We start from the raw sequence: 22153 nt of genomic DNA, 5'->3' as shown, positions 1-22153 counted from the left end.
CTCGCATCTGGAGTCGAACGGCCCGAATGCCGAATCGTTGGTCTCCGACGAATTCCGGGCGACCGGGGTCTTTGGTCCCTGTCCCCGGACCGGCGAACAGCCGGAGCGTGGTCGTATGGGCGAAGACGCCCCGTTCGCGGCGGTTCGGGAGACACACATCGGAGTCGTGTTCCTGGTCGGCGACCGCGTGTACAAGCTCAAGAAGCCGGTGAACATGGGCTTCCTCGACTTCAGCACGGTCGAGCGGCGTCGCGCCGCCTGTCGCCGGGAGGTGGAGCTCAACCGGCGGCTCGCACCGGACGTGTACCTCGGTGTCGCCGAGTTGTCCGATGTGGATGGCGCGCCCCGTGAGCCGCTGGTGGTGATGCGCAGGATGCCGGACGACCGCCGGCTCAGCACGCTGGTGCGCTCCGGCGCGCCATTGGCCGACCACATCGCCACGCTCGCCCGGACGGTCGCCGCCTTCCACACGACCGCGGCCCGCGGCTCCGACATCGACGCGGAGGGCACGCGGGAGGCGCTCACCAGCCGGTGGGAGGCGAGCTTCGCGCAGGCCGAGGCGGTACGCGGCGACGCGCTCGACGCCAAGGTCCTGGCCGAGATCGAGACACTCAACCGCGACTTCCTGGCCGGGCGCGAACCGCTGTTCCGTTCCAGAGTGGACGGTGGGCGCATCCTTGACGGGCACGGCGACCTGCTGGCCGACGACATCTTCCTGCTCGACGACGGGCCGCGGGTGCTGGACTGCCTCGAGTTCGACGACGAGCTGCGCCGCCTGGACGGCCTCGACGACATCGCGTTCCTCGCCATGGACCTCGAGCGGCTCGGCGCCCCCGACCTGGGCGAACTGCTCCTGGACCGCTATGCCGAGCACACCGCCGACCCGGCACCCACCGCCCTGCGGGACCACTACATCGCCTACCGCGCGTTCGTCCGGGTCAAGGTCGCCTGCCTCCGGCACGCCCAGGGCGACCGCGACGCCGCGCTCGACGCAGCTGCCTACGCGGACATCGCGGTGCGCCACCTGCGCCACGGGCAGGTTCGCCTCGTGCTCGTCGGCGGGCTACCGGGCAGTGGCAAGACCACCGTGGCCGGGCTGCTGGCCGATGAGCTCGGCGCGGTGCTCCTGTCGAGCGACCGGGTGCGCAAGGAGCTGGCCGGCGTCGACCCGCTGGCACACGCCCGCGCGGGGTATCGCCACGGCATCTACGCTCCCGAGCACACGGAGCGAACCTACGGCGAGCTGCTGCGCCGCGCCGGCGAGCTGCTGGCGCGCGGTGAGTCGGTCGTGCTGGACGCCTCGTGGATGGATGCCGGGGCCCGTGAGACGGCCCGGCGGCTCGCGGCCGACACCCACAGCGCCTTCCACCCGCTGCGCTGCGTGATCCCGCCCGACGTCGCCGACCGCCGGACCAGAACCCGAACGGGCTCGATGTCCGACGCCGACCCGGCCATCGCGGCCGCCATGGCGGCGGACACGGCCCCGTGGCCGAACGCGACCACGATCCGCACGACGGGACGGCCGGAAGAGGCGCTGGCGGCGGCGATGCGTGCGCTGGAAGCCTCATAAGGCAGTGCTCCTCGTTTGTCCTGGTCACCGTTTCCGATGCCGGTGACCGCCTCGGTCAGTGCGGCGACGGCGAGCTCGAGCCGCTCGACGGCATGGCTCTCGTCGAGCTTGGCCCGCACGCCGGGCAGGCCGGCTCCCAGGGACCGCGGCAGCGGAGCGAGCGCATGGTCGAGCTGGCCGGGGGAGAACCGCTCCCGTAGCGCTCGCGTGATCGCCGCTGGCCACGGGCAGGCCAGTCGGGGAATGCTTGCTGGCGGCCGGCTTCTGGCCGGCGGCGCGACCCAGGATCTTGTGGCCGCCACCGTCGGGGATCCGGCCGTGTTTCTTCACATCGACATGCACCAGCTCACCCGGGCCGGTGCGTACATATCGGCGGACCGGTTCGTCGCTGACGCGGTCACACGCGAACAGACAAGGCAGAACGTGGCGGCGCGGGTGAGCTGGTGCACGGTGGAGGCGGCGACCGGGACCCGGCCGGCGATCCGGACCGGTTCCTCTGGTCGCTCGATCCTTGCTTTGTCAGGACCTATGCACGGAACCGGTGGCTTGGAGCAGGCGCTGAACGGCCGCCGTGACAGCAGGAGGGTAAGGATCAGCAGTGTCACCGAAAAGAAGCCGCCGAGGCTGACACGGTCGCCGAAGACGAGGTCGATGGCCTCCGGAACGAGGAACTTGCTGCCGAAGAGGACAACCCACAGCATAGCCGCGGCAGTCACCTTGCCGATCGGAGTGGACGCTGCTTTGAACCTTGCTTTGATCCGGTTCTTCGCGGCTACGACAACCTCGAGAATCCCCTTCAGCAACGCCGCCGTGAGCAGGGAAAGGGTGAACGTCTCGCTGAGCACTCGGGGGAAGTACTCCACGAAGAGGTTCAGGACGACTACGTAGACGAGGACATCGACGACTGCCGCCGCGATGCGCGGCTCCAGGGGCGCCGGTACGTCCTCATCCTGGTCAGACACCCAGTCACCCTAGCCTCGATCTTGCGTGAAGCCCTCCGAGACCGCTCGTGCCTACGTACGCTCTTCGGTGCTGCGAGCCGTACTCACCGGCAGCTGGTCGACGCCCGCAGCGCCCGGCACCCGTACCTGCGCTCGGCGGGGGTCGTCATCCGGCGCGACGGTGTCTGGCGGGATACGCCTCGCGAAGAAGGCCGTTCAACCGGCCGGCGCTGTCCTCGCCGAGCGCCACGGGATGCGGGGTCGGGTCGGCAGCAGCCGATTCCTCCGGCGGCTCGCGTCCTTCGGCCGCCGACAGGCCCAGCATGTCCAGCAACCGGGCCAGGTCCGTAGCGTCCGTGGCGTGATGGGCCAACGTGCGCGCCGCCCGGTACCGCTGCCAGGCGGGCGAGTTCCGCGAAATCCGCTCGTCGTCCGTCATACCCCCAGGCTCGTTTGCTTCACCTGCCGCGGATACCGACCAATGACACGGCGATGTAGTGAGGGGTCCCGATGCGGCAGGGCTCTTCTACCCTCCGGGCCGCCGCACATGTCAGGTGCGGTACATCGACTCGACCACGTCGGAGTACTTCACCAGCACGTGGTCGCGCCGCACCTTCTCGGTGGGCGTGAGCTCCTCGTTCACCCGGAACTCCGCGGCCACGACATCGGAGCGGCGGATCGACTCGGCCTGGGACACCTCCCGGTTGACGTCGTCGACGACCGCCTGAATGGCGCGCCGCAGATCGGCGTCCGGCTCGGACATCCGCTACACGTGGCGCACGGACTCCGATACGCACCCTCGACCAGCTGTCCGAGGCGGTCGTCGGCGACAACGCAGCCACCGCCCCCGAGTCTCGCAGGATCCAGACCACCTGCGTCTCGTAGATCGGCACGGTCACCGCCCCGGCCAGCCAGATGGCGTAGTCCGCGCGGTCCCACTCGAGGCTGGTGCCCAACATGATCGCGACGCGGTCGCCGGGGTTTACGCCGGCGGTCACCAGCCCCTGCGGCGAGCGAGGTGGCCTGCTCGGCGAACTCCTTCCAGGTGACCGACCGCCATCCGTCACGCGTGCGACGGGCAAACGCGGCGCGACCGGGCAGGTGCGCCGCGTTGTGCAGCAGGTCGTCGGCCGTGTTCGGTGGGTGCCGGGGTGGTGTGCTGGACTCACGTTTGGTGCTCATGCCTCGAACCTGCGCACGACCGCAGTCGGCGTCATGGGTCGAAGGTCCATGGTGTCCACAGTCGTTTGCCGGGTTCGGTGAAGTCGTTTCGGGCGCACCATCCGGTGCATGAGAGAGAAGTTTCACGAGGAGCTGGATCAGCTCGCGACCCGGCTGGGAGATCTGGCGTCCCTCGTCGCCGACGCGATGCGGCGGGCCATGACGGCGCTGCTCGACGTCGACGCACGCCTCGCGGACGTCGTCGGCGACGGCGCGGTCGCCGCGCTGCAGTCCGAAGTGGATGCCATTGCTGTGGACATCCTGGCCCGCCAGCAACCGGTCGCGACCGATTTGCGGACCGTCGTGGCGTGCCTGCGGATGAGCGTCGACCTGCGTCGGATGGGCAAGTTGGCCGTGCACGTCGCCGAGATCGCGTCGGCACACCAGCCGGACTGCGCGGTTCCCGCCGAGTTGCGGCCTGCGGTGCAGGCGATGGTCGACCACGCGCAGCGGATCGTCGCGGCCGCGGGCCGGGCCGTCATGACCCGCGACGGAACCGCCGTGACCGGCCTGGAACGCGAGGACGCGGAGCTGGGCCGGTTGCAGAAGGAGCTTTTACCACACGTTGTTCGACCTGCCGCGGGTGCGCGACGTCGAGCGTGCGGTGGGCGTGGCGCTGATCGGCCGGTACTACGAACGCTACGCCGACCACGCGTTCGGCCTTGCCCGTCGGGTCGCCTACCCCGCGGGGACCCGGCCCGCTGGATGCGCCGCGTGCCGGAATGTGACGGATCGACAGGGTCGAACGACCCGGATGAAGGTGACCGAGGTCGTCGTCGGTGCCAGTGCGCGCGTGGCAGCGTCGAGGTATGAGGACAAGACCAACCATCACGCTGCCCGTTCCGCGGATTGTCGTGCGCGGTGAGTTCGGGGTCGATGTCGCCGAGCTGGTCACCCGGAAGCTGGCACCCGTGGCACGGCACGCACACGTGCCGCTGCTCGATATGCACGTCCGGCTCACCAGGCACGAGAACCTGGCGGGCGGACGTCCGGTCATCGTGGAGGTGACCCTGGACGTCAACGGGAGGCAGGTCCGGGCCGAGGCGGATGCGCACGGTGCGCGAGACGCTCTCGACCGGGTCGTCGACCGGCTGGTGAGACAGCTCGACAGCCCGCCCGACCCGCGCCGCCGGCGCGCCGGAGGGCGGCGGTGAGCACGACTGCGACGCTGGCGACCGGCTGGCGGCGCCTGGCGGGTGCCACCTGGGGTCCGCCCGACGATCCACAGTTCTATGGCGAGCTGGACATCGACGCCACCGCGTTGCTGTCCTATCTGGACGAGGTGCGGGCCGTGAGCGGCGGGCGGGCGACCGTGACCACCTGGTCGGCCGGGCGGTCGCCTTCGCGCTGACCGAGGTGCCGGAGCTGAACGTGCGGCTCGCCCCCTGGGCGCGTCCATGCCCGCGAGAACGTCGACGTCTTCTTCATCGCTCGGTGGCGGGGGAACTCAGCGGGGTGAAGGTGGCGCAAGCGGACTGGCTGTCCGTCCGGCAGGTCGCGGACGAGGTGAACGGCCGGGTCGCAGAGCTCGGCCGGGGTGAGGACCGCCAACTCGGGCGCGGCAAGGCCGTGCTCGCCCGCCTGCTCCGCCTTCTGGTCCGGCCCGTGTTGCGGCTCGCGGCCTGGCTGACCTCAGACCTGAACCTGGACCTGAGCCGTTTCGGTCTGTCCCGCCAGGCCTTCGGTGGTGCCATGATCACGTCTGTCGGCATGTGGGGCGTCACCCGGGCCTTCTCCCCGCTCGCCCGGTACTACCGGGTGCCGGTGCTCGTGCTCGTTGGCGCCGTGCAGGCCAGGCCCGTGGTCATCGGCGGGGCCGTGACAGCTCGGCCGATGCTCACCCTGACCGCCACCTTCGACCACCGCTACGCCGACGCCGGCCAAGCGGTCCGGCTCGCGGATGCGGTCCGCCGGTACTGCGCGGACCCCGCCGCGTTCGAGCCCGCCGGCACGTAGCGCTCGGCCCTCACGTGTGGTCCGCGGTGGCCGATCTCGGCTTCGACCGCGGCGTACTCAGCAGCGAGATCCGGTCGAAGCTGCGCGGCACGAACCAGGTCGGCGCGGCGGGCGAGCACGCACAGCGAGCACGAGGGCGCCAGGCCCTGGTGGCGGTTCGTCGGTCCAGCCAGGGGCGGCCATCGGGTCGGCGTTGGCGGCGAACAGGGCGTTGTACAGCTGGGCGGTCGACACGCCGTCGGCGAGGCAGTGGTGGAGCTTCAGCAGCAACGCCCAGCGGCCCTCGGCGAGGCCCTCGATGACCCACCACTCCCACAGCGGGCGGTCCCGGTCCAGCCGCTGACCCATGACCCGCCCCACGGGTTGGCACAGGGCGTCGTCGTCGCCCGGTGCCGGCAGGGCCGAGCGCCGGGTGTGGTAGTTCTCGTGATGAGCCAGTTCGAGACGACCTTGCGCGACCGTGTCGACGCCGTCCAGCAGGCGATCGTGGAGGCCAGGCGGGTTGGCGACGGGTACGCGGCGTCGCTGCATCATGCGCGGCTGGAGGATCTGCTCGATCTGGCCGCGCGCACTGACGTGGATACCGCAGGCTGGGTGGATCCCGCTCTCGTGACGCCAACCGATACATCGACTGGGACGTCGGGCGCGGACCAGGTCTGACCATGGCGCCTGACATTGGCCGGTGCTGACTGCCGAGGGAAGGCCGGGTCGACACCGGAGCGACTGGACCGGCCGCGACTGGACCACCGACATCGACCGCAGAGCCAACCCCGATGCCGGCCGTGATGTCGCGGGCCCGGCCGCGCACCCAACTCCCGGTTCCGCAGCCCGATCACGCACTGTCCGACCTCGCTCGGGAATGGGACGACCCGAACGGCGTGCTCGTCTCCGCCGTCCTCGTCGGCGCTCGCGGCCCCACCACCATCCCGCAGGTGACCGAGACTCGCGACTGTTGGCACGGCGTGTTCCTCCCGCTCCACCCTCTCTACCGACACCGACACCGACACTGGTGTGGTCGGTCGCGACCCGATGGCCAGGCGGAACATCCTCGGCTACCTCGCCGGCGACCACCTCGCCCACTGGCTGACCACCCGCACCGACGACATGACGCGGCCGGCGGTGCTGCCGACCGAAGATCTTCGGGGTGAACTAGTTCCGCCACGGTCCGGCCGGCCGCCTCCTGTGGCCCGGCCACGGCGACGACGCACGCGTGCTCGCGTGGATCATCGGGTGGATCGAGGGCACCACGACCGGCCGCGACACGCCGATCGGCCGGGTGCCCGACGCCGCCGCGCTGTTCCTCACCGGGCTGGCCTTCGGTCCCGCTGACGTCTCCGCAGCGTCCGCGGTCGACACCGACGAAGGCCGGGCCGAGGTCTCGCTGGTCGAGAGCCTGGTTCGCCACCCTCGGCGATCGACTCTCGAGCGGTCTGTGGGACGAACTGGACGCCCTGTGGCACCGCCTCGCCACGACACCCTCATGAGATAAGGACATGACTGGATACCGCAACGCACCCCGATCACCGAGATCCCCCGGGCCGCACCGTCCCGCAACCCCATGTCATGCTGACCCCGGACATGCTCGTCACCAGCGATCCCGTCGCCGAACTGGACGCGGCGCTGGATATCGGGTCCGCCCAGCTGCGGACCGCGCACCAACGCGGTGTATCCGGTGTCGTCGAATACCTCACCCGATGGGTGGACACGCGGCTGAACCAACGCAGCGGGTCCGCGACGGTTCATCGCCCACCCTGATCACCAGCCTGCGCCGTCAGTGCGCCTTGGGGACTTTGGGCTCTATTCGCGCGACACGAACCACTGGGAAGATGATCTCCATAGAATTTCAAGAGTCAGCAATTGGCGATTCTTGCAAGTCTGTTGCGTTTGGGAGGTCGGATGTCGGGTTCCATCGTGGTGCAGACGCGGGGTGAGGTGCTCGACAGTGCGCGGGAGTACGTGCGCCGGCAGCTCGCCACTTTCGTGCGGCGGCTCTCCGACCGGCTGCCCGACCAGATGTCTGAGTCGTCCTCGCCGGGGCGGGTGCGGCTGACTGCGTTCGCGCGCCCGAGCGCGCCGGTGCCGGCGTTGGTGCAAGCCAACCTGGAGCTGGGCGGACGTGCGGTGCGGGCCCAGGTGGCGGCGGCGTTCTTCGCAGAGGCCAGCCGCCTGTTGCGGGCTCGGCTACGCGACCAGATCGCCTTGCTGACCGGGCCACGCCAGCCACGGCGCTGGCCACAAGACATCGCGCCGCTGCATGCCCGCGTCCAGCCGGTAGGACAGCGGGAGATCGTGCGGCGCAAGTGCTACCCGCTGGCGTGCTGCACCGTGGAGGAGGCGGCGCTGACGATGGATTTGATGGACTACGACATCCACCTGTTCGTCGACGTCGACACCGGCGAGGACAGCGTCGTCTACCGGGTCGGCCCGACCGGCTACCGCCTCGCCCGGCTCTCCCTGATGGCCCCACCCACGACGCCGACCACGGTCCCACTAACGATCAACGTGCACCCCGTGCCGACCGAAACACCGCCTCAGGCGGCACGGGCGCTGGGCCGTACCGACCTGCCGTACCGGTTCTTCCGCGACCGCAACACGGGACGGGGCACGGTGCTGTATCGCCGCTACGACGGCCACTACGGACAGGTCGGCCCGGCATGATCGAAACCCGCCCCCACCAAACCCGGGAACTGGACCGCACCGAGGCGCTGCGCCTGCTCGGCAGCGTGTCCTTCGGCCGGATCTCGTTCACCGAACGGGCCTTACCGCAGATCCGGCCGGTCAACCACCTCGTCGACGCCGGCGAGGTGTTCATCCGCACTCACAGCGACGCCGCCGTGATGACCGCGATCGGCAGATCGTCGCCTACGAGGTCGACCTGATCACACCCGACGACCGGCTGCGCTGGAGCGTGATCATCACCGGCAAGGTCACGCTGGAACAGGACCCTGCCACCCCTGGCCCACTACGAACGATTGACCCAACCCTGGGTCAATCGGCACAGTGGCCACGTCATCCGCATTCACCCCGAGATCATCACCGGGACACCATTCCGGCGGCGTGGTGATGTGCCAGCGGCCGGTGTCGCCGATCTCAGTACGGTGACCTTCGTTCGGCTCCACCGGCCCTCGGGTTTCTGATCGCCGCTGCCAGCGGTGGTCACCCGGCGGGGTATCGCGCTTGATGGTGGCGGTCGCCCCGGTGGGGAGTGTTGCCCGCCGTGGCATCGAGGTCGTCGGCATGGACGGTGTTTCACCCTTGTCGACACTGTGGGCGAGGCCGTCCGACGTTACAAGCCGGCTGAACCGGTGGGTGGCCGGGGCCCGGGTCGTGCCCGGAGGCGGCGGCGTGTCCAAGAGTTGCTAAGGTTCGCAATTATTGACTCATGCGATCGTGTGGTTGTGCTCGTGGCGTTGGGGAAGGGCCGGTGGGTGATGGCGATGGTGATGAGCGCTCGAGTGCGTGACGCGGGCGGCTGGGTGGTTCGGGTGATGGGGGGTGGCGGTGAGTAGACCTCTATATCAGTTGAAGGCGGAGTTCTTCAAGACGTTGGGGCATCCGGCGCGGATTCGGGTGTTGGAGTTGTTGAGTGAGCGGGAGCATGCGGTCTCCGAGATGTTGCCGGAGGTGGGGATCGAGGCGGCGAACCTGTCACAGCAGTTGGCGGTGTTGCGTCGGGCGGGGTTGGTGGTGACCCGCAAGGAGGGTTCAACGGTCTTCTATTCGGTGACCAGCCCGCAGGTGGCGGAGTTGCTGGCGGTGGCGCGCACGATCTTGACCTCGGTGCTGTCCGGGCAGATGGGGCTGCTGGAGGACCTCCGGGTGGCCAACGCGTCCCCGCCGGCCGGGCCTGGCCGGCGGGGCGGGCGGCGGACGGCGGGCGGCGGGTGAAGCTGCGGTCGCCCCGCCGCCCCTCCCCCTTCCGGCGGGGTGACCGCTCCATTCATGGACGTCTCATGGACGTCGAGGACCAGGAAAGGGCGTGAGCAGAGGCTGTGGCGGGGTTGTGGCGCAAGATCTTTCGGACCGGGCGGGTGGCCGAGCCGGCGCCGGTGCGTCCGTATGCGACACCGGCGCAGGGGTCGGTCGCGGCGGAGTTGGCGGGGTCGGTGCAGGTGCGGCATGTGGATGCCGGGTCGTGCAACGGCTGTGAGGTGGAGATTGGGTCGGCGTTCGGCCCGGTGTATGACGCAGACCGGTATGGGGCGCGGCTGGTGGCCTCGCCCCGGCACGCGGACGCGCTGCTCGTCACGGGGCCGGTCACGCGGAACATGGCCGAGCCGTTGCGGCGCACCTACGCCGCGGTCCCCACGCCGAAGGTGGTGGTCGCGGTGGGTGACTGCGCCCGTAACTGCGGGGTGTTCGCCGGGGCGTATGGGGTGGCCGGTGCGGTGCGTGATGTGGTGCCGGTGGATATGGAGATCGAGGGGTGCCCGCCGCGGCCGGAGCAGATTGTGGCGGCGTTGCGCGGGTTGACCGGTCGATGAACCTGGCGGCATTCGGGATCGGGCTGGCTGTGGCGTGTGCCGTGGCGGCGGTGGTGGCCGCGCTGGTGAGTCGGGCGGATCGGCGGAGCGCGGCGGTCGGGATGGGGACCGCGGCTGCGGGTGCGGCGGCGGTGCTGGCCGGGGTGGCCGCGATGGCCGGGCAATCGTTCTCGCTGGCCGCGCCGTGGATATTGCCGCTGGCCGGCTTCCAGCTGGCGATCGACCCGCTGGGTGGATTGTTCGTGGCGGTGACCGGGGGTGTGGCGGTCGCGGCTGGGGTGTTCGGGATCGGTTACACCCGGCACGGCTTGAACGGGCGGGCGGCGCAGGTGGTGCTGCCGGTGTTCGTGGTGGCGATGGTGCTGGTGCCGGCGGCGGACAGTGTGGGCACATTCCTGGTGTGTTGGGAGTTGATGGCGGTGGCGTCGCTGCCGCTGGTGCTGGCCGAGCACCGTCGCCGGGCGGAGGTCGGTGAGGCCGGCCTGTGGTACGGGGTGATGACCCATCTCGGGTTCATCGCGATCCTGATCGGGCTGCTGGTGTTCGCCGCGCACGCGGGCGACGCCTCCTTCGGTGCGCTGCGAGCGGCGGGCGCGCACCTGTCCGGCGGGGTGGCCTCGCTGGTGTTTGTGGCGACGTTGGTGGGGTTCGCCGCGAAGGCCGGGATCGTGCCGCTGCACGCGTGGCTGCCGCGGGCGCATCCGGAGGCGCCGAGCCACGGGTCGGCGTTGATGTCCGCGGCGATGGTCAACCTCGGGATCTACGGGCTGGTGCGGGTCGGGTTGGATTTGTTGGGTGGTGGCCCCGGCTGGTGGTGGCCGGTGGTGTTGGTGCTGGGCGCGGTGTCGGCGGTGTACGGGATCCTGCAGGCGGCGATCAGCACCGACCTCAAACGGCTGCTCGGGTATTCCACCACGGAGAACATGGGTCTGGTGCTGATCGGGGTGGGTGCGGCGGGGATGTTCGCCGGCTCCGGTGAGCGGGTGCTGGCCGGGTTGGCGCTGGCCGCGGCGCTGCTGCATGTGATCAACCACGCGGCGTTCAAGACGCTGCTGTTCCTGGCCGCCGGGTCGGTACTGCACGCCACCGGCACCCGGGACTTGGACGCGCTGGGTGGGCTGCGACCGGGGATGCCGGTGACCACCGGGTTGTTCGGGGTGGGGGCGCTGGCCGCGTCGGCGCTGCCGCCGGGTGCGGCGTTTGTCAGCGAGTGGTTGCTGTTGCAGAGCCTGGTGCACGGGTTGCCGCCGAGTGGGGTGCCGAGCGCGATCCTGCTGCCGGTGGCGGTTGCCGCGATCGCGTTGACCGCCGGGTTGGCGGTGGCCACCTTCGTCAAGGCGTTCGGGGTGGGGTTTCTGGCCAAACCCCGCAGCCGGGCCGCGACCGAGGCGGGCGAGAGTCCCCGGACGATGCTGGCCGGGATGGGCATCGCCGGCGCGGCCTGTGTGGTGCTGGCGCTAGTCCCCACGACCGTGCTGCCCGGGGTGGGTTCGGCGGCCAGCCGGCTGGTCGGATCGGGCGAGCCGGCGGTGCATGGGGAGGTCACCCTGCGCCTGTCCTCAGTGGCGGGTTCGTTGTCGCCGTTGCTGCTGGCTGCGGCCCTGCTGCTCGGGGTGGTGGCGGTGGTGGGCGGGGTGCGTGCGGCAGCCACGCGCCGGGCTCGGCGCACGGCCCAGTTGTGGGACTGCGGCGGGGGCCCGCTGACCGCGCGGATGGAGTACACCGCGACCTCATTCGCCGAGCCGCTGCAACGAGTCTTCGACGACGTGCTGCAGCCGGAGTTGGATGTGGACGTTACCCACGCCCGGGAGTCGGCCTATCTGGTGCAGGCGGTGGAGTACCGGCGTCGGGTGCCGGACCGGGTCGAACGTCGCCTTTACCAACCAGTTCTGGCATTGGTGGCGGTGTGGGGCCGGGCTGCGCGGGCGCTCGCGACCGGCAGTGTGCACCGCTACCTGGGCTACGGCTTCTACGCGGTGACCGCGCTGCTGATTATTTTGGCCGTGACCCGGTGAGTGCGCTGGCGGTGGTGGGCGCGGTGGCCCAACCGGTGCTCGTCGTGGGCGGCTCGCCGTTGCTGGTGGGGGTGATGCGGCAGGTGCGGGCGAAGCTGGAGGGCCGCGCCGGCGCGGGGATCCTGCAGCCGTGGCGGGATCTGCGCAAGCTGGTCCGCAAGGAGCCGATCTCCCCGCGCGGCACCAGCGAGGTGTTCCGCTACGCACCCGTCGTGCTGCTGTCGACCACGCTGGTGGTCGCGGTCGTGGCCCCGTTCGTGACCGTGGAGTCCGGATTGGACCCGGTGGCGGATCTGTTCGCGGTGGTCGCGTTGCTGGCGTTGGGCACGGTCGCGCTGGCGTTGGCGGGGTTGGACACCGGCACCGCGTTCGGCGGGATGGGCGCCAGCCGGGAGATGACGATCATCGCCCTGGTGGAGCCGACTTTGTTGGTGGCGATCCTGGCGCTGTCGGTGCGGGTCGGCTCCACCAACCTGGCCGCGATCGTCTCCTCGACTCTGCATGACCCGGGTCGGGTGATCTCCCCGGTGAGTCTGCTCGCGGCGGTGGCGCTGGTGGTGGTGATCATCGCGGAGACCGGGCGGCTGCCGGTGGACAACCCGGCCACCCACCTGGAGTTGACGATGGTGCACGAGGCGATGGTGCTGGAGTACGCCGGCCCGGACCTCGCGGTGGTGGAGCTGGCGTCGATGATGCGGTTGACCGTGTTCCTCGGGTTGCTGGCCAACTTGTTCGCACCGTGGGGGATCGCCACTGCCGGCGCTCCGGCGGCGTTGGCCGTGGGGGTCGCGGCGTTCGCCGCCAAGGTCGTCCTGTTGGGGGTGCTGCTGGCGGTGGGTGAGGTGTTCCTGGCCAAGCTGCGCCTGTTCCGGGTGCCGGAGCTGCTGGCCGGGTCGTTCCTGTTGTCGTTGCTGGCTGTGGCCGCGTCGTTCTTTCTGGCCTGAGCCGTCTTGGGAAGGAGCACGGTGAACGAGACGTTCTACATCCAGTTGCTGAACCTGGCGGCCGGGGCGTTCCTGCTTGCCGCCGTGGTGGTGCTTTGGCGGCGTGAGCTCGCAGTGATCATCCGAGTGTTCGCGCTGCAGGGGGTAGCGCTCGCGGGGCTGGTCGGTGTGCTGGCCGCCCACCAGGGTTCGGTCGAGTTGGCGGCGGTCGCGGCCGGGATCGTGGTGTTGCGCGCCGGGGTGCTGCCGCTGTTGCTGCGCCGCGCTCTGGCCGGGGCTGGTCAGGCGCAGCGGGAGACGGCGCCGCTGGTCAACGTCTCCGCCTCGCTGCTGGCGGCCGCGGTGTTGACGTTGATCGCCTACGCGGTCACCCGCCCGCTGGTGGAGCTGGCGCCCTCCCCGGCCACGCACGCGATCCCGGTCGGGTTGACGGTGGTGCTGATCGGGCTGTTCGTGCTGGTCACCCGCCGCCGCGCACTGTCCCAGCTGGTGGGGTTCCTGTTGATGGACAACGGGATCACCGCGATCGGGTTCCTCACCACGAGCGGGGTGCCGCTGGTGGTCGAGCTGGGTGTGTCGCTGGATGTGTTGTTCGCGGTGCTGGTGTTGCAGATCCTGACCACCCGGATGCGCGCCACCTTCGGTAACACGGATCTGGACGAACTGCGGGAGCTGCGCGACTGATGGCCACCCCGTTGACCACCTTGTTGACTACCGTGCTGATGGTCGGGCCGGTGGCGCTGCCCGGCATCGGGGCTGTCCTGTATGGACTCCTCGGCTGGCGCCCGGACACCACGTGGTTGGGCACGGTGTGCGCGGCGGGGATCCTCGTGTGCGGTATCGGGCTGGGGATCGTGGTCGCCGCCGACGGCCCGCACATCGCGGCGGGTGGGTTGGTCCGGGTGGATGCGTTGTCCGCGTTCATGATCATCGTGATCGGGGCGATCGGGCTGCTGGCCACCGCGGCGAGCCCGGCGTTCCTGCAAGCGGAGATCCACAGTGGACGAGCCACCGCGCGCACCGCGGCCCGGCACAGCCTGCTGGTGCAATCCTTCCTCGCGGCGATGGCGCTGGCGGTGCTGGCCGCGAACCTCGGGGTGGTGTGGGTGGCCGTGGAGGCCACCACGATCGTCACCGCGTTCCTCGTCGGGCAGGGCCGCTCCCGGGCATCGGTGGAGGCCGCGTGGAAGTACGTGGTGATCTGCTCGGTCGGGATCGCGCTGGCGTTCCTCGGCATGATCCTGCTCAACTACGCATCGGAGCAAACCCTTGCTCCGGCCGAGCTGGACTGGGTTCGGCTGGCCGCCGGCGCGGCCGATCTGGACCCGGGGGTGACCCGGATCGCGGTGGCGTTGCTGGTGGTCGGGTTCGGCACCAAGGTGGGCCTGGCGCCGCTGCACGCGTGGCTGCCGGACGCGCACTCCCAAGCCCCGGCGCCGGTGTCGGCGTTGATGTCCGGGGTGCTGCTGTCGGTGGCGTTCTACGCGATCCTGCGGGTCAAGGTCATCGCCGACGCCGCGCTGGGCGCCGGGTTCGTCCGCGCCCTGCTGCTGGTGATGGCGTTGGCCACGCTGGCGGTGGCCACGTCACTGCTGCTGGCGCAACGCGACTACAAACGCATGCTGGCCTATCACAGTATGGAACACATGGGCCTGCTCGCCCTCGGCACCGCCGCCGGCAGCCGTGTCGCTGTGGCCGCGGTGCTGCTGCACATTCTTGGTCACGGGTTGGCCAAGGCGGTGCTGTTCCTGTCTTCCGGGCGGATCCTGCAGCTGACCGGCTCGCGGCTGGTCAGCAATGTGCGGGGTCTGGCCGCGCGGGAGCCGGTGCTGGCCGGACTGGTCGGGTTGGGAGTACTGGCGTTGCTGGGGTTCCCGCCGTTCAGCCTGTTCGCCAGCGAGCTCGGTATCTTCACCGCTGGCTACGCCGCCGGAACCGGTTGGGCCACCAGCGTCGCGCTGGTGCTGGTGCTGGTGATCACCGCGGCGCTCCTCGGCCACGCCGGGCACATGCTGCTCGGTGATCCGTCCCCGGCCGTGGTCCCGGCGCAGGGCCCGGGGGCGGCGACCGCGCCCGACCGCACCGCTCGCAGCACCACCGTCCCGCTCGCCGTGGGGCTGGCCGTGTGCGCCGTGCTCGGTGTGGCGGCGGGCCCGCTGCTGCATCTGTTGTCTTTGGCCGCCGACATCCTCACGGGAACATCATGACCAGCGTGTCGCACTCCCGGTTCCCCACGTCCGGTGAGCCGGTCGGGTTCCACCGCACCGCGCTCACCGTCACCGGCGCCGCGCTGAAACGGCAGGCCGCGGCGTTGCTGGACAACGGGTTCCGCGTGGCGCTGGTGGCCGGGCACGACGACGGGGACATCCTGCGGGCGATCTACCTGTTCACCTCACCTGTGGATGACCGGCGGGTCGAGCTGCATGTGCCCCTGCGCCGCGCCTACCCGCACCTGCCCAGCCTGGCCACCATCTCCTTCCCGGCCGGCCGGTTCGAACGCGAGATGCGTGACCTGTACGGCATCGTTCCGGATGACCACCCGCTGCCCCGCCGGCTGGTGCGGCACTTCCACTGGCCGAAAGGCTGGCACCCGATGCTCAAGAACGCGGGCGACCCGCCCGCGTTCGGCGACACCGAGGGGCCGTTCCCGTTCCGCACCGTGGAAGGCCCCGGGGTCTATGAGATCCCGGTCGGACCGGTGCACGCGGGGATGATCGAGCCCGGCCACTTCCGCTTCTCGGTGGTCGGTGAGACCATCCTCAACCTCAAGGCCCGACTCTGGTTCGTCCACAAAGGAATCGAGAAGCTCTTCGAGGGCCGCCTGCCCGCCGACGCCATCGAGTTGGCCGAACGGGTCAGCGGCGACACCGCGGTCGGCCACACCCTGGCGTTCTGCCAGGCCGTGGAGGACGCGCTGGGCCTGGGCGTGTCGCAAGACGCGCAGCGGATCCGCGCGGTCCTGCTCGAGCTGGAACGGCTGTACAACCACATCACCGACCTCGGCGCGCTGTGCAACGACGTCGGCTACGGCATCCTCAACGCCCACGCCCAGCGCGTCCGCGAGCAACTCCTGCGCCTCAACGAGATGGTAACCGGACACCGGCTGCTCCGCGGCGGCATCCGTCTCGGCGGCGCCAGTCTCCGGCGGCTGCCCGACCCCGAGCAGCTGGCCGCGATCGGCGCCGACATCGCCGAGATCGTCACCCTCGCGCTCGGCCACTCCGTGGTGCGGGATCGGTTCACCGGCACCGCCGTGCTCACCACCCAGCAGGCCACCGACCTGGGCACGCTCGGTTACGTCGCCCGGGCCAGCGGCCTGGCCGTGGACGCCCGCCACGACCACCCGTTCTGCTCCCGCGGATTCGCCCGCACCCAGCACGCGCACACCGACGGCGACGTACTGTCCCGCTTCACCGTGCGCGCCGAAGAGGTCCAGGCCTCGGTGGCCATGATCACCCAACTGCTCGACGACCTTGACGACCTTGATGTCACCCGCGAACCCGTCACCACCGGCGCGGACACCGAACCCGGGCAGGTTCGCTCCGGGGTGGGGATCGTCGAAGGCTGGCGCGGCACCATCGTGCATCGCGTCGAGCTCGCACCGGACGGCGTCCTCACCCGGGTCAAGATCGTCGACCCCAGCTTCTTCAACTGGCCGGCGCTGCCGGTCGCGCTGACCGACACGATCGTCCCCGACTTCCCCCTCACCAATAAGAGCTTCAACCTGTCCTACGCCGGCAACGACCTCTAAACCCGCCGGCAACCCACTGACGTCGGCCCTGCTGCGCAGGCCCGCACTCTGCCCCGAGTGTGCGCCATCTCGCATAGTTGACGACTTGCAATAGTCTTTAACTGCGATAGTATGTATGTCTGGTGCGGGGAGAAGCTCCGCACGCGGTCACGGAAAGGGCCGTGGGATCATGACCGAGTTCACCACCGTGTTGTACAGCCGCATCGAGGCCGCTCAGCAAGGGTTGGCGCTGGCGCGGCAGGCCGGGGATGACCGCGAGATCCACCGGCACAGCGCCCGCCTGCTGGATCTGCTGGATCGCGCCGCGGCCACCGACGTGAACACCACAGGATGGGTAGCACCGGCCGTCCTGGATGTCGCGGCGGGACACTGCGCGTGATGCCGCCGCCGCGCGAAGCCCAGGTCTGCGCTGCCCCGCACCGCACGCTGCCTCAGGTGTCCACACCCGCTGACGCCGCGCCGCACAGCGTCCCGACCCACACCACGAAGGGCATCGTTATGACACTCGCTGCCCGCGCTCATCCGGTGCCCGCATCACCCCCTCAGTCCACCCGCACGCACCGGTCGTGTCAGTCGGCATCACCGGGGGCGGTGTCGGTCGCGGTGGCCAGTGACGGCAGCGCGCTGCACCACCGTGGACGGTATCCGCACCCGGCATCCGTGCGGCCCCTCCTGCGTGATTACGCGGCCATGGTGCACACCCTGACCGGTCTTCGGGCCCTGCCGCTGCCCGTGCACGCCGACGACAGCGGGCAACTCGCCGCGCGGTTGCGGGAACTCTCCGACGACATCGGGGCGATCTACCTGACTCACACCGACCCTGCCCGGGCGCGCGCCGCACAACAGGCGGTGCACGACGCCGGCGGGCCTGTGGTGGTGACCGAGCAGGACACCACCGCGGTCACGTTGACTGCCGTGCTGCTCACCGTGCTCGCCCGCGTCGACCGCGCGCCGCGAACCAGTCAGGTCGTCATCGCCGGTGCGCAGACCATGCCGGCGCTGCCGGACCTGCTGATGGCCGCCGGAATCGGCGATATCATCAGCTGGAACCCCGCCGACCGGACCGGATTCCCGCTGCCGATCGTCACCCGGGACGCCGACGCGATCATCGATCTGCTCGGCGGCGCGACCGACATTGCCCGGGCCGCCGCGGATCGCCCGCAGCTGGCCGTGATTGCCCCCGACGAGCCAGACGACCACCTACTCGCCGTGCCCGGTCTGCTCCGCGCACTCACCGAATCGGCGCACCCGGTTCTGACCATCGAGGTGCTTCACGGCTGTGCGCGCGCTATCACCGCCGCCACCCCACCAGCCCGGCTGCTGCCCGAGCTGACGGACGCTGATCTGGCCGGTGCCGTCGCCGACGCGGCCGTCCGGGAACTCGATCACCCCACGTGGCACCGGTCCGTCCACCGAGGCCGGCGACGCTTGGATCACGCCCGAGCACACGAGTCTCGCCAGGCGGGCGGCGACCGCCCACTCGCCCCGTAGCCGTCGGCATGGCCCGCAGGCGACCCAACCCGGTGTTGTGGCTGTGGTTCCAGTACGGCGGTACGCTGCCGGGCCGCCTACCGTGAATGGGTGCGGCACGACGACACCTGCCGCAGTTGGTTCTGCGTGTCGTGCTGCGGGGACTGGTCCACCTCGCGTCGGCCATGGCCGTGCTGGTGGTCATCGTGCGCGCGTGGTGGGGCGGTCCTGGCAGCTGATGCTCGGGGCGATCCTGCTCGGCGTAGTCGTCCGCCTGTGCATCACGCTGACCGTCGTGGTCGGCGGCGTCGACTCCCGCCTGGCCCAGCATGGCTACCCCGCTGGGTGCGGCACTGCGGTAGGTCGCCAGGCCGCCGCGGCCCGCGACGCCCGGCGGTAACCCGTCGCTCCCGCGGACGAGCCCCCGTACCGGATCACCCGGTGGCGGAGACCGGGTACGTGACCAACCCCACCACCGAAAGAGTTGCAGAGTTTGTAAAGTATGGACATGATGGGTTTGCTAGTTTCGATGAGACGCACGTGCTCCTAGGTGGGCAGGGCAGGCGCAGATGAGTGAGTTCGTGACGACGTTGCGGGGGCTGGATCGAGCAGGCTCAGCGCGCGCTGATGACGGCGCTTCTGACCGCGCATGCGGCCGGGCAACCCAAGAAAGCGCAGCTGCATGGGGCGCGGCTGACAGACCTGCTGGAGTTCGCCGACCGGACCGAGGTGGATACCCGGACCTTGGGTCGATCCCGTGGTCCTGATGACGCTGCGAGAGGACTGACCATGCCCGTCCCGCTCTACGAGGCGAAGGCCGAGTTCTTCCGTACCATCGGGCATCCGGTGCGGATCCGGGTGCTCGAACTGTTGCAGGACGGTCCCCGTCCGGTCCGGTCGTTGCTGGCCGAGCTCCCGATCGGTGCGTCCCGGTTGTCCCAGCAGTTGGCGGTGCTGCGGCGGACCGGCCTGGTCGGCGCCCACCGCGCTGGCGGCAGCGTGGAGTACGCGCTGCGCGCCCCTGAGGTGGCCGACCTGCTGCGGGTTGCCCGCCGCATCCTCACCGAGATGCTGACCAACCAGACCGAGCTGCTCGCCGAGTTGCGCACCGAGAAGGCGTCGTGACCCCCAACCCAGCCCGGACCGCATGCGAGGAGCCACAATGACCGCGATGACTGTTCCCGGCTTGGACCAGGCCCCCACCACCCACCCCCGGCTGTGCGCCTGGGTACGCGAGGTAGCCGAGCTGACCACCCCGGAGCGGGTGGTGTGGTGCGACGGCTCCGACGACGAGTGGCGACGGCTTACCGTCCAGCTCGTCAAGGCGGGAACTTTGGTGCGGTTGCGGCAGAAGCCGAACTCGTTCTGGTGCGCCTCGGACCCGTCGGATGTGGCCCGGGTGGAGCAGCGGACCTTCATCTGCTCGGAGAACGAAACTGACGCCGGACCGACCAACAACTGGATGGCGCCGGCCGCGATGAAAGAGACCTTGACCGGGCTGTTCCAGGGGTGCATGCGCGGGCGCACGATGTATGTGATCCCGTTCTGCATGGGCCCGCTGGGCGCGGAGAACCCCATGCTGGGGGTGGAGATCACCGACTCGGAGTATGTCGTGGTGTCCATGCACATCATGACCCGTATGGGCACCACGGCACTGGCCGCCTTCGGTGACGACGCCGACTTCGTGCCCTGCCTGCACTCCGTCGGCGCACCACGCGAACCCGGTCAGTCCGACGTGCCGTGGCCGTGCAACACCACCAAGTACATCGCGCACTTCCCACGCACCCGGGAGATCTGGAGCTACGGCTCCGGCTACGGCGGCAACGCGCTGCTCGGTAAGAAGTGCTACTCCCTGCGGATCGCGTCGGTGATCGCCCGGGACGAGGGCTGGCTGGCCGAGCACATGCTCGTGCTCAAACTCACCTCTCCGCACAACACCGTGCACTACATCGCCGCCGCGTTCCCGTCCTCGTGCGGCAAAACCAACCTGGCGATGCTGCAACCCACCATCCCCGACTGGACGGTGGAGACGCTGGGCGACGACATCGCCTGGATGCGGTTCGGCGCTGACGGGCGGCTCTACGCAGTAAACCCCGAGTTCGGGTTCTTCGGGGTCGCCCCGGGCACCGACTGGCACACCAATCCCAATGCGATGCGCACCATCGCCCAGGGCAACACCCTGTTCACCAATGTCGCGCTCACCGACGACGGCGACATCTGGTGGGAGGGCATGGGCGAGCCGCCCGGACACCTCACCTCGTGGATCGGGCAGGACTGGCGGCCGGATTCCGGCGAGCCGGCCGCGCACCCCAACTCCCGCTACTGCACCCCGATGGCGCAGTGCCCGACCCTCGCCCCCGAGTGGGACGACCCGCACGGGGTGCCGATCTCGGCGATCTTCTTCGGCGGCCGGCGGGCCACCACCATGCCGCTGGTGACCCAGGCTCGTGACTGGCGGCACGGGGTATTCCTCGGCGCCACCCTCTCCTCGGAGACCACCGCCGCCGCGGACGGCGCCCTCGGCGTGGTGCGCCGCGACCCGATGGCCATGCTGCCGTTCATCGGGTACCACGTCGCGGACTACCTGCGGCACTGGATCGGCACCGGCAGCCGGGCCGACCCGGCTCAGCTGCCGGAAATCTTCTACGTCAACTGGTTCCGCCGCGGCCACGACGGGCGGTTCCTCTGGCCCGGCTTCGGCGAGAACTCCCGGATACTGAAGTGGGCCATTGAGCGGGTCGAGGGCACCGCCCCCGGCGTCGACACCCCCATCGGCTGGGTGCCCCCCGCCGCCGCCCTCGACCTCGACGGCCTGGACACCCCTATCGAGGACATCCAGGCCGCCCTCACCGTCGACCCCGACGAGTGGCGCGCCGAGCTACCCCGGATCGACCAGTGGTTCGCCACGATCGGCGACACGCTCCCTGCTGCCCTACGCCAGGAACTCGACAGACTCACCCACCGCCTCACCCAACCCTCGGACCGCTAACGGACCGACTCCACCGCGCGCCCGCACACCAGGGGGCAGCCACATGGCCCCACCGTCACACGCCCAGCCCGACACTAGCCGCCGGCTGCTCATCCCCGACCGGCTCGACATGCTCGTCACCAGCGACCCCATCGCCGAACTCGACGCCGCGCTCGCCACCGCGGCCACCCACCTGCGCGCCGCCCGCGCCTGCCGTGACACCCGCACCGTCGAGCGCCTCTACCGATGGATCAACACCCGGCTCGACCAGCGCAACAGCTTCACCGGAAGCTGACCATGCCCGAGCCCGCCGTGGCCACCGTCACGACCCGCACCGCGTTTCACCGCCTCCCTCGACCCTCCGTCTAGTGACTCACCGCCACCCTGATCGAACGCCACCGGCCGACTTGTCGGCATCGGGTCTGACGTGGACACACTGGCCAAGCTCGCATTCCACCGCGACACCGAGCACCACCCCTGCTTGCCGGCCGATGCGGCACCCGAGCCCGCCTGCATCAAGCCGCCGCCGGCACCGCCTGCGGCCTCATGACCACCCCCCGTCCCCACTGTGTCTACCGTCCCGGCGGTGTCCTTACCCATCGACACCGACATCGAGCACAACTCGTCGCCACCGTCCACGACCATCACATCACCGTGGCGGTTACCAACGCGTCGTCATCCTCACCGGAACCCCTTAGGAATTGTCTCAAATTAACTTGTACATGTCGTGATTGTTCTGTCATGGTTCTGGTATGGCCATGGTCGTGGAGATCGATGAGCAGGTCCTGGCGGCGAAGTTCGGGACGATCCTGCCGCACTTGGATGAGCGGCAG

27 protein-coding genes and 3 pseudogenes are annotated in these 22153 nt (G+C 70.1%); 24 read left to right on the top strand and 6 right to left on the bottom strand.

The annotated features are described in order from the left end of the window. Nucleotides 1–115: 115 nt before the first annotated feature. Nucleotides 116–1570 carry an AAA family ATPase gene (locus tag GEV28_RS16135; RefSeq protein WP_291412888.1) on the top strand — a complete coding sequence of 485 codons (1455 nt, stop codon included), beginning with the start codon at nt 116–118 and terminating at the stop codon, nt 1568–1570. Nucleotides 1571–1896: 326 nt separating this feature from the next. Here the strand turns inward: GEV28_RS16135 and GEV28_RS16130 are convergent, their stop codons facing one another. The 4 genes and pseudogenes from GEV28_RS16130 to GEV28_RS16115 form a co-directional block, all read right to left on the bottom strand. Next, nucleotides 1897–2532: a hypothetical protein gene (locus GEV28_RS16130; RefSeq protein WP_291412887.1), complete on the bottom strand. Its 636-nt coding sequence runs from the start codon at nt 2530–2532 to the stop codon at nt 1897–1899. A gap of 145 nt (nt 2533–2677) precedes the next feature. Beyond that, nucleotides 2678–2950, bottom strand: coding sequence for a hypothetical protein (locus GEV28_RS16125; protein ID WP_291412886.1), 273 nt, complete (start codon nt 2948–2950; stop codon nt 2678–2680). A 111-nt stretch (nt 2951–3061) separates the two neighbouring features. After that, a complete protein-coding gene (locus GEV28_RS16120; protein ID WP_291412918.1) occupies nt 3062–3274 on the bottom strand; it encodes a hypothetical protein in 213 nt (70 codons plus the stop codon). Nucleotides 3275–3350: 76 nt separating this feature from the next. Continuing rightward, nucleotides 3351–3561, bottom strand: a pseudogene (locus GEV28_RS16115) (AMP-binding protein); the annotation flags it as partial. A gap of 240 nt (nt 3562–3801) precedes the next feature. Between GEV28_RS16115 and GEV28_RS16110 the strand changes: the two are divergent. The 4 genes from GEV28_RS16110 to GEV28_RS16095 all read left to right on the top strand — a co-directional run bounded on the left by GEV28_RS16110 (nt 3802) and on the right by GEV28_RS16095 (nt 5688). Continuing rightward, entirely contained in the window at nt 3802–4545 is a 744-nt protein-coding gene (locus GEV28_RS16110) for a PhoU domain-containing protein (protein ID WP_291412885.1), read from the top strand. Beyond that, complete coding sequence (locus GEV28_RS16105) at nt 4542–4886, top strand: HPF/RaiA family ribosome-associated protein (RefSeq protein WP_291412884.1); 345 nt, start codon at nt 4542–4544, stop codon at nt 4884–4886. The genes GEV28_RS16110 and GEV28_RS16105 overlap by 4 nt, the downstream gene beginning before the upstream one ends. Next, the gene (locus GEV28_RS16100; RefSeq protein ID WP_291412883.1) at nt 4883–5083 is read left to right on the top strand and encodes a hypothetical protein; all 201 of its coding nucleotides are present in this window, start codon (nt 4883–4885) and stop codon (nt 5081–5083) included. Before GEV28_RS16105 ends, GEV28_RS16100 begins: the two co-directional genes overlap by 4 nt. Nucleotides 5084–5166: 83 nt before the next feature. Continuing rightward, nucleotides 5167–5688, top strand: a complete 522-nt coding sequence (locus GEV28_RS16095) for a 2-oxo acid dehydrogenase subunit E2 (protein WP_291412882.1) — start codon at nt 5167–5169, stop codon at nt 5686–5688. 57 nt (nt 5689–5745) lie between these two features. Here GEV28_RS16095 and GEV28_RS16090 read toward each other — a convergent pair whose 3' ends face one another. Continuing rightward, nucleotides 5746–6219 (bottom strand): wax ester/triacylglycerol synthase domain-containing protein, encoded by a 474-nt coding sequence (locus GEV28_RS16090; RefSeq protein ID WP_291412914.1) that lies wholly within the window; start codon nt 6217–6219, stop codon nt 5746–5748. Between GEV28_RS16090 and GEV28_RS16085 the strand changes: the two genes are divergently transcribed. From GEV28_RS16085 to GEV28_RS16005, 19 genes and pseudogenes are all read left to right on the top strand, one after another. Continuing rightward, nucleotides 6118–6348 (top strand): hypothetical protein, encoded by a 231-nt coding sequence (locus GEV28_RS16085; protein WP_291412917.1) that lies wholly within the window; start codon nt 6118–6120, stop codon nt 6346–6348. The two genes, GEV28_RS16090 and GEV28_RS16085, sit on opposite strands and share 102 nt — an antisense overlap. Before the next feature lie 113 nt (nt 6349–6461). Further along, nucleotides 6462–6798, top strand: a pseudogene (locus GEV28_RS42315) (phosphoenolpyruvate carboxykinase domain-containing protein); the annotation flags it as partial. Between the two features lie 55 nt (nt 6799–6853). Continuing rightward, a pseudogene (locus GEV28_RS42310) lies at nt 6854–7177 on the top strand (phosphoenolpyruvate carboxykinase domain-containing protein); the annotation flags it as partial. A gap of 74 nt (nt 7178–7251) precedes the next feature. Continuing rightward, complete coding sequence (locus GEV28_RS16080) at nt 7252–7443, top strand: hypothetical protein (RefSeq protein ID WP_291412881.1); 192 nt, start codon at nt 7252–7254, stop codon at nt 7441–7443. Nucleotides 7444–7584: 141 nt separating this feature from the next. Then, nucleotides 7585–8346 carry a sigma 54 modulation/S30EA ribosomal C-terminal domain-containing protein gene (locus GEV28_RS16075; protein ID WP_291412880.1) on the top strand — a complete coding sequence of 254 codons (762 nt, stop codon included), beginning with the start codon at nt 7585–7587 and terminating at the stop codon, nt 8344–8346. Beyond that, nucleotides 8343–8567: a pyridoxamine 5'-phosphate oxidase family protein gene (locus GEV28_RS16070; protein ID WP_291412879.1), complete on the top strand. Its 225-nt coding sequence runs from the start codon at nt 8343–8345 to the stop codon at nt 8565–8567. Before GEV28_RS16075 ends, GEV28_RS16070 begins: the two co-directional genes overlap by 4 nt. A 622-nt stretch (nt 8568–9189) precedes the next feature. Then, nucleotides 9190–9576: a helix-turn-helix transcriptional regulator gene (locus GEV28_RS16065; RefSeq protein WP_291412913.1), complete on the top strand. Its 387-nt coding sequence runs from the start codon at nt 9190–9192 to the stop codon at nt 9574–9576. Between the two features lie 104 nt (nt 9577–9680). Then, on the top strand, nt 9681–10172 hold the full coding sequence (locus tag GEV28_RS16060) for an oxidoreductase (protein ID WP_291412878.1): 492 nt from the start codon (nt 9681–9683) through the stop codon (nt 10170–10172). Beyond that, the gene (locus GEV28_RS16055) at nt 10169–12187 is read left to right on the top strand and encodes a proton-conducting transporter membrane subunit (RefSeq protein WP_291412877.1); all 2019 of its coding nucleotides are present in this window, start codon (nt 10169–10171) and stop codon (nt 12185–12187) included. The genes GEV28_RS16060 and GEV28_RS16055 overlap by 4 nt, the downstream gene beginning before the upstream one ends. After that, nucleotides 12184–13131 carry an NADH-quinone oxidoreductase subunit H gene (locus GEV28_RS16050; RefSeq protein WP_291412876.1) on the top strand — a complete coding sequence of 316 codons (948 nt, stop codon included), beginning with the start codon at nt 12184–12186 and terminating at the stop codon, nt 13129–13131. Before GEV28_RS16055 ends, GEV28_RS16050 begins: the two co-directional genes overlap by 4 nt. 21 nt (nt 13132–13152) lie before the next feature. Beyond that, nucleotides 13153–13815, top strand: coding sequence for a hypothetical protein (locus GEV28_RS16045; protein WP_291412875.1), 663 nt, complete (start codon nt 13153–13155; stop codon nt 13813–13815). Continuing rightward, nucleotides 13815–15338: a proton-conducting transporter membrane subunit gene (locus tag GEV28_RS16040; protein WP_291412874.1), complete on the top strand. Its 1524-nt coding sequence runs from the start codon at nt 13815–13817 to the stop codon at nt 15336–15338. The genes GEV28_RS16045 and GEV28_RS16040 overlap by 1 nt, the downstream gene beginning before the upstream one ends. Then, on the top strand, nt 15335–16882 hold the full coding sequence (locus GEV28_RS16035) for an NADH-quinone oxidoreductase subunit C (protein ID WP_291412873.1): 1548 nt from the start codon (nt 15335–15337) through the stop codon (nt 16880–16882). Before GEV28_RS16040 ends, GEV28_RS16035 begins: the two co-directional genes overlap by 4 nt. A 169-nt stretch (nt 16883–17051) precedes the next feature. Then, a complete protein-coding gene (locus GEV28_RS16030; protein WP_291412872.1) occupies nt 17052–17261 on the top strand; it encodes a hypothetical protein in 210 nt (69 codons plus the stop codon). Between the two features lie 212 nt (nt 17262–17473). Further along, nucleotides 17474–18373 carry a hypothetical protein gene (locus tag GEV28_RS16025; RefSeq protein ID WP_291412871.1) on the top strand — a complete coding sequence of 300 codons (900 nt, stop codon included), beginning with the start codon at nt 17474–17476 and terminating at the stop codon, nt 18371–18373. A 193-nt stretch (nt 18374–18566) separates the two neighbouring features. Then, the gene (locus tag GEV28_RS16020) at nt 18567–18752 is read left to right on the top strand and encodes a hypothetical protein (RefSeq protein WP_291412870.1); all 186 of its coding nucleotides are present in this window, start codon (nt 18567–18569) and stop codon (nt 18750–18752) included. Nucleotides 18753–19141: 389 nt separating this feature from the next. After that, nucleotides 19142–19477, top strand: a complete 336-nt coding sequence (locus GEV28_RS16015) for a helix-turn-helix transcriptional regulator (RefSeq protein WP_291412869.1) — start codon at nt 19142–19144, stop codon at nt 19475–19477. A 37-nt stretch (nt 19478–19514) separates the two neighbouring features. Beyond that, nucleotides 19515–21341, top strand: a complete 1827-nt coding sequence (locus tag GEV28_RS16010; protein ID WP_291412868.1) for a phosphoenolpyruvate carboxykinase (GTP) — start codon at nt 19515–19517, stop codon at nt 21339–21341. A 43-nt stretch (nt 21342–21384) separates the two neighbouring features. Then, nucleotides 21385–21615: a hypothetical protein gene (locus tag GEV28_RS16005; protein ID WP_291412867.1), complete on the top strand. Its 231-nt coding sequence runs from the start codon at nt 21385–21387 to the stop codon at nt 21613–21615. A gap of 349 nt (nt 21616–21964) precedes the next feature. Here GEV28_RS16005 and GEV28_RS16000 read toward each other — a convergent pair. Further along, the coding region (locus GEV28_RS16000) for a hypothetical protein (RefSeq protein ID WP_291412866.1) at nt 21965–22153 on the bottom strand (189 nt) is incomplete at its 5' end.

It is taken from the genome of Actinophytocola sp., assembly GCF_009379765.1.
Lineage (GTDB): Bacteria > Actinomycetota > Actinomycetes > Mycobacteriales > Pseudonocardiaceae > Actinophytocola.
The sequence above is the reverse complement of the archived record's forward strand: the minus strand, read 5'-3'. Positions and strand labels throughout refer to the sequence as shown.

Bases quoted from the DNA above. Each gene is read 5' to 3' on its own strand.
- GEV28_RS16135 (WP_291412888.1), top strand. From the start codon at position 116: ATGGGCGAAGACGCCCCGTTCGCGGCGGTTCGGGAGACACACATCGGA.
- GEV28_RS16125 (WP_291412886.1), bottom strand. From the start codon at position 2,950: ATGACGGACGACGAGCGGATTTCGCGGAACTCGCCCGCCTGGCAGCGG.
- GEV28_RS16120 (WP_291412918.1), bottom strand. From the start codon at position 3,274: ATGTCCGAGCCGGACGCCGATCTGCGGCGCGCCATTCAGGCGGTCGTC.
- GEV28_RS16110 (WP_291412885.1), top strand. From the start codon at position 3,802: ATGAGAGAGAAGTTTCACGAGGAGCTGGATCAGCTCGCGACCCGGCTG.
- GEV28_RS16105 (WP_291412884.1), top strand. From the start codon at position 4,542: ATGAGGACAAGACCAACCATCACGCTGCCCGTTCCGCGGATTGTCGTG.
- GEV28_RS16085 (WP_291412917.1), top strand. From the start codon at position 6,118: ATGAGCCAGTTCGAGACGACCTTGCGCGACCGTGTCGACGCCGTCCAG.
- GEV28_RS16090 (WP_291412914.1), bottom strand. From the start codon at position 6,219: ATGCAGCGACGCCGCGTACCCGTCGCCAACCCGCCTGGCCTCCACGAT.
- GEV28_RS16080 (WP_291412881.1), top strand. From the start codon at position 7,252: ATGCTGACCCCGGACATGCTCGTCACCAGCGATCCCGTCGCCGAACTG.
- GEV28_RS16075 (WP_291412880.1), top strand. From the start codon at position 7,585: ATGTCGGGTTCCATCGTGGTGCAGACGCGGGGTGAGGTGCTCGACAGT.
- GEV28_RS16070 (WP_291412879.1), top strand. From the start codon at position 8,343: ATGATCGAAACCCGCCCCCACCAAACCCGGGAACTGGACCGCACCGAG.
- GEV28_RS16055 (WP_291412877.1), top strand. From the start codon at position 10,169: ATGAACCTGGCGGCATTCGGGATCGGGCTGGCTGTGGCGTGTGCCGTG.
- GEV28_RS16040 (WP_291412874.1), top strand. From the start codon at position 13,815: ATGGCCACCCCGTTGACCACCTTGTTGACTACCGTGCTGATGGTCGGG.
- GEV28_RS16035 (WP_291412873.1), top strand. From the start codon at position 15,335: ATGACCAGCGTGTCGCACTCCCGGTTCCCCACGTCCGGTGAGCCGGTC.
- GEV28_RS16030 (WP_291412872.1), top strand. From the start codon at position 17,052: ATGACCGAGTTCACCACCGTGTTGTACAGCCGCATCGAGGCCGCTCAG.
- GEV28_RS16015 (WP_291412869.1), top strand. From the start codon at position 19,142: ATGCCCGTCCCGCTCTACGAGGCGAAGGCCGAGTTCTTCCGTACCATC.
- GEV28_RS16010 (WP_291412868.1), top strand. From the start codon at position 19,515: ATGACCGCGATGACTGTTCCCGGCTTGGACCAGGCCCCCACCACCCAC.
- GEV28_RS16005 (WP_291412867.1), top strand. From the start codon at position 21,385: ATGGCCCCACCGTCACACGCCCAGCCCGACACTAGCCGCCGGCTGCTC.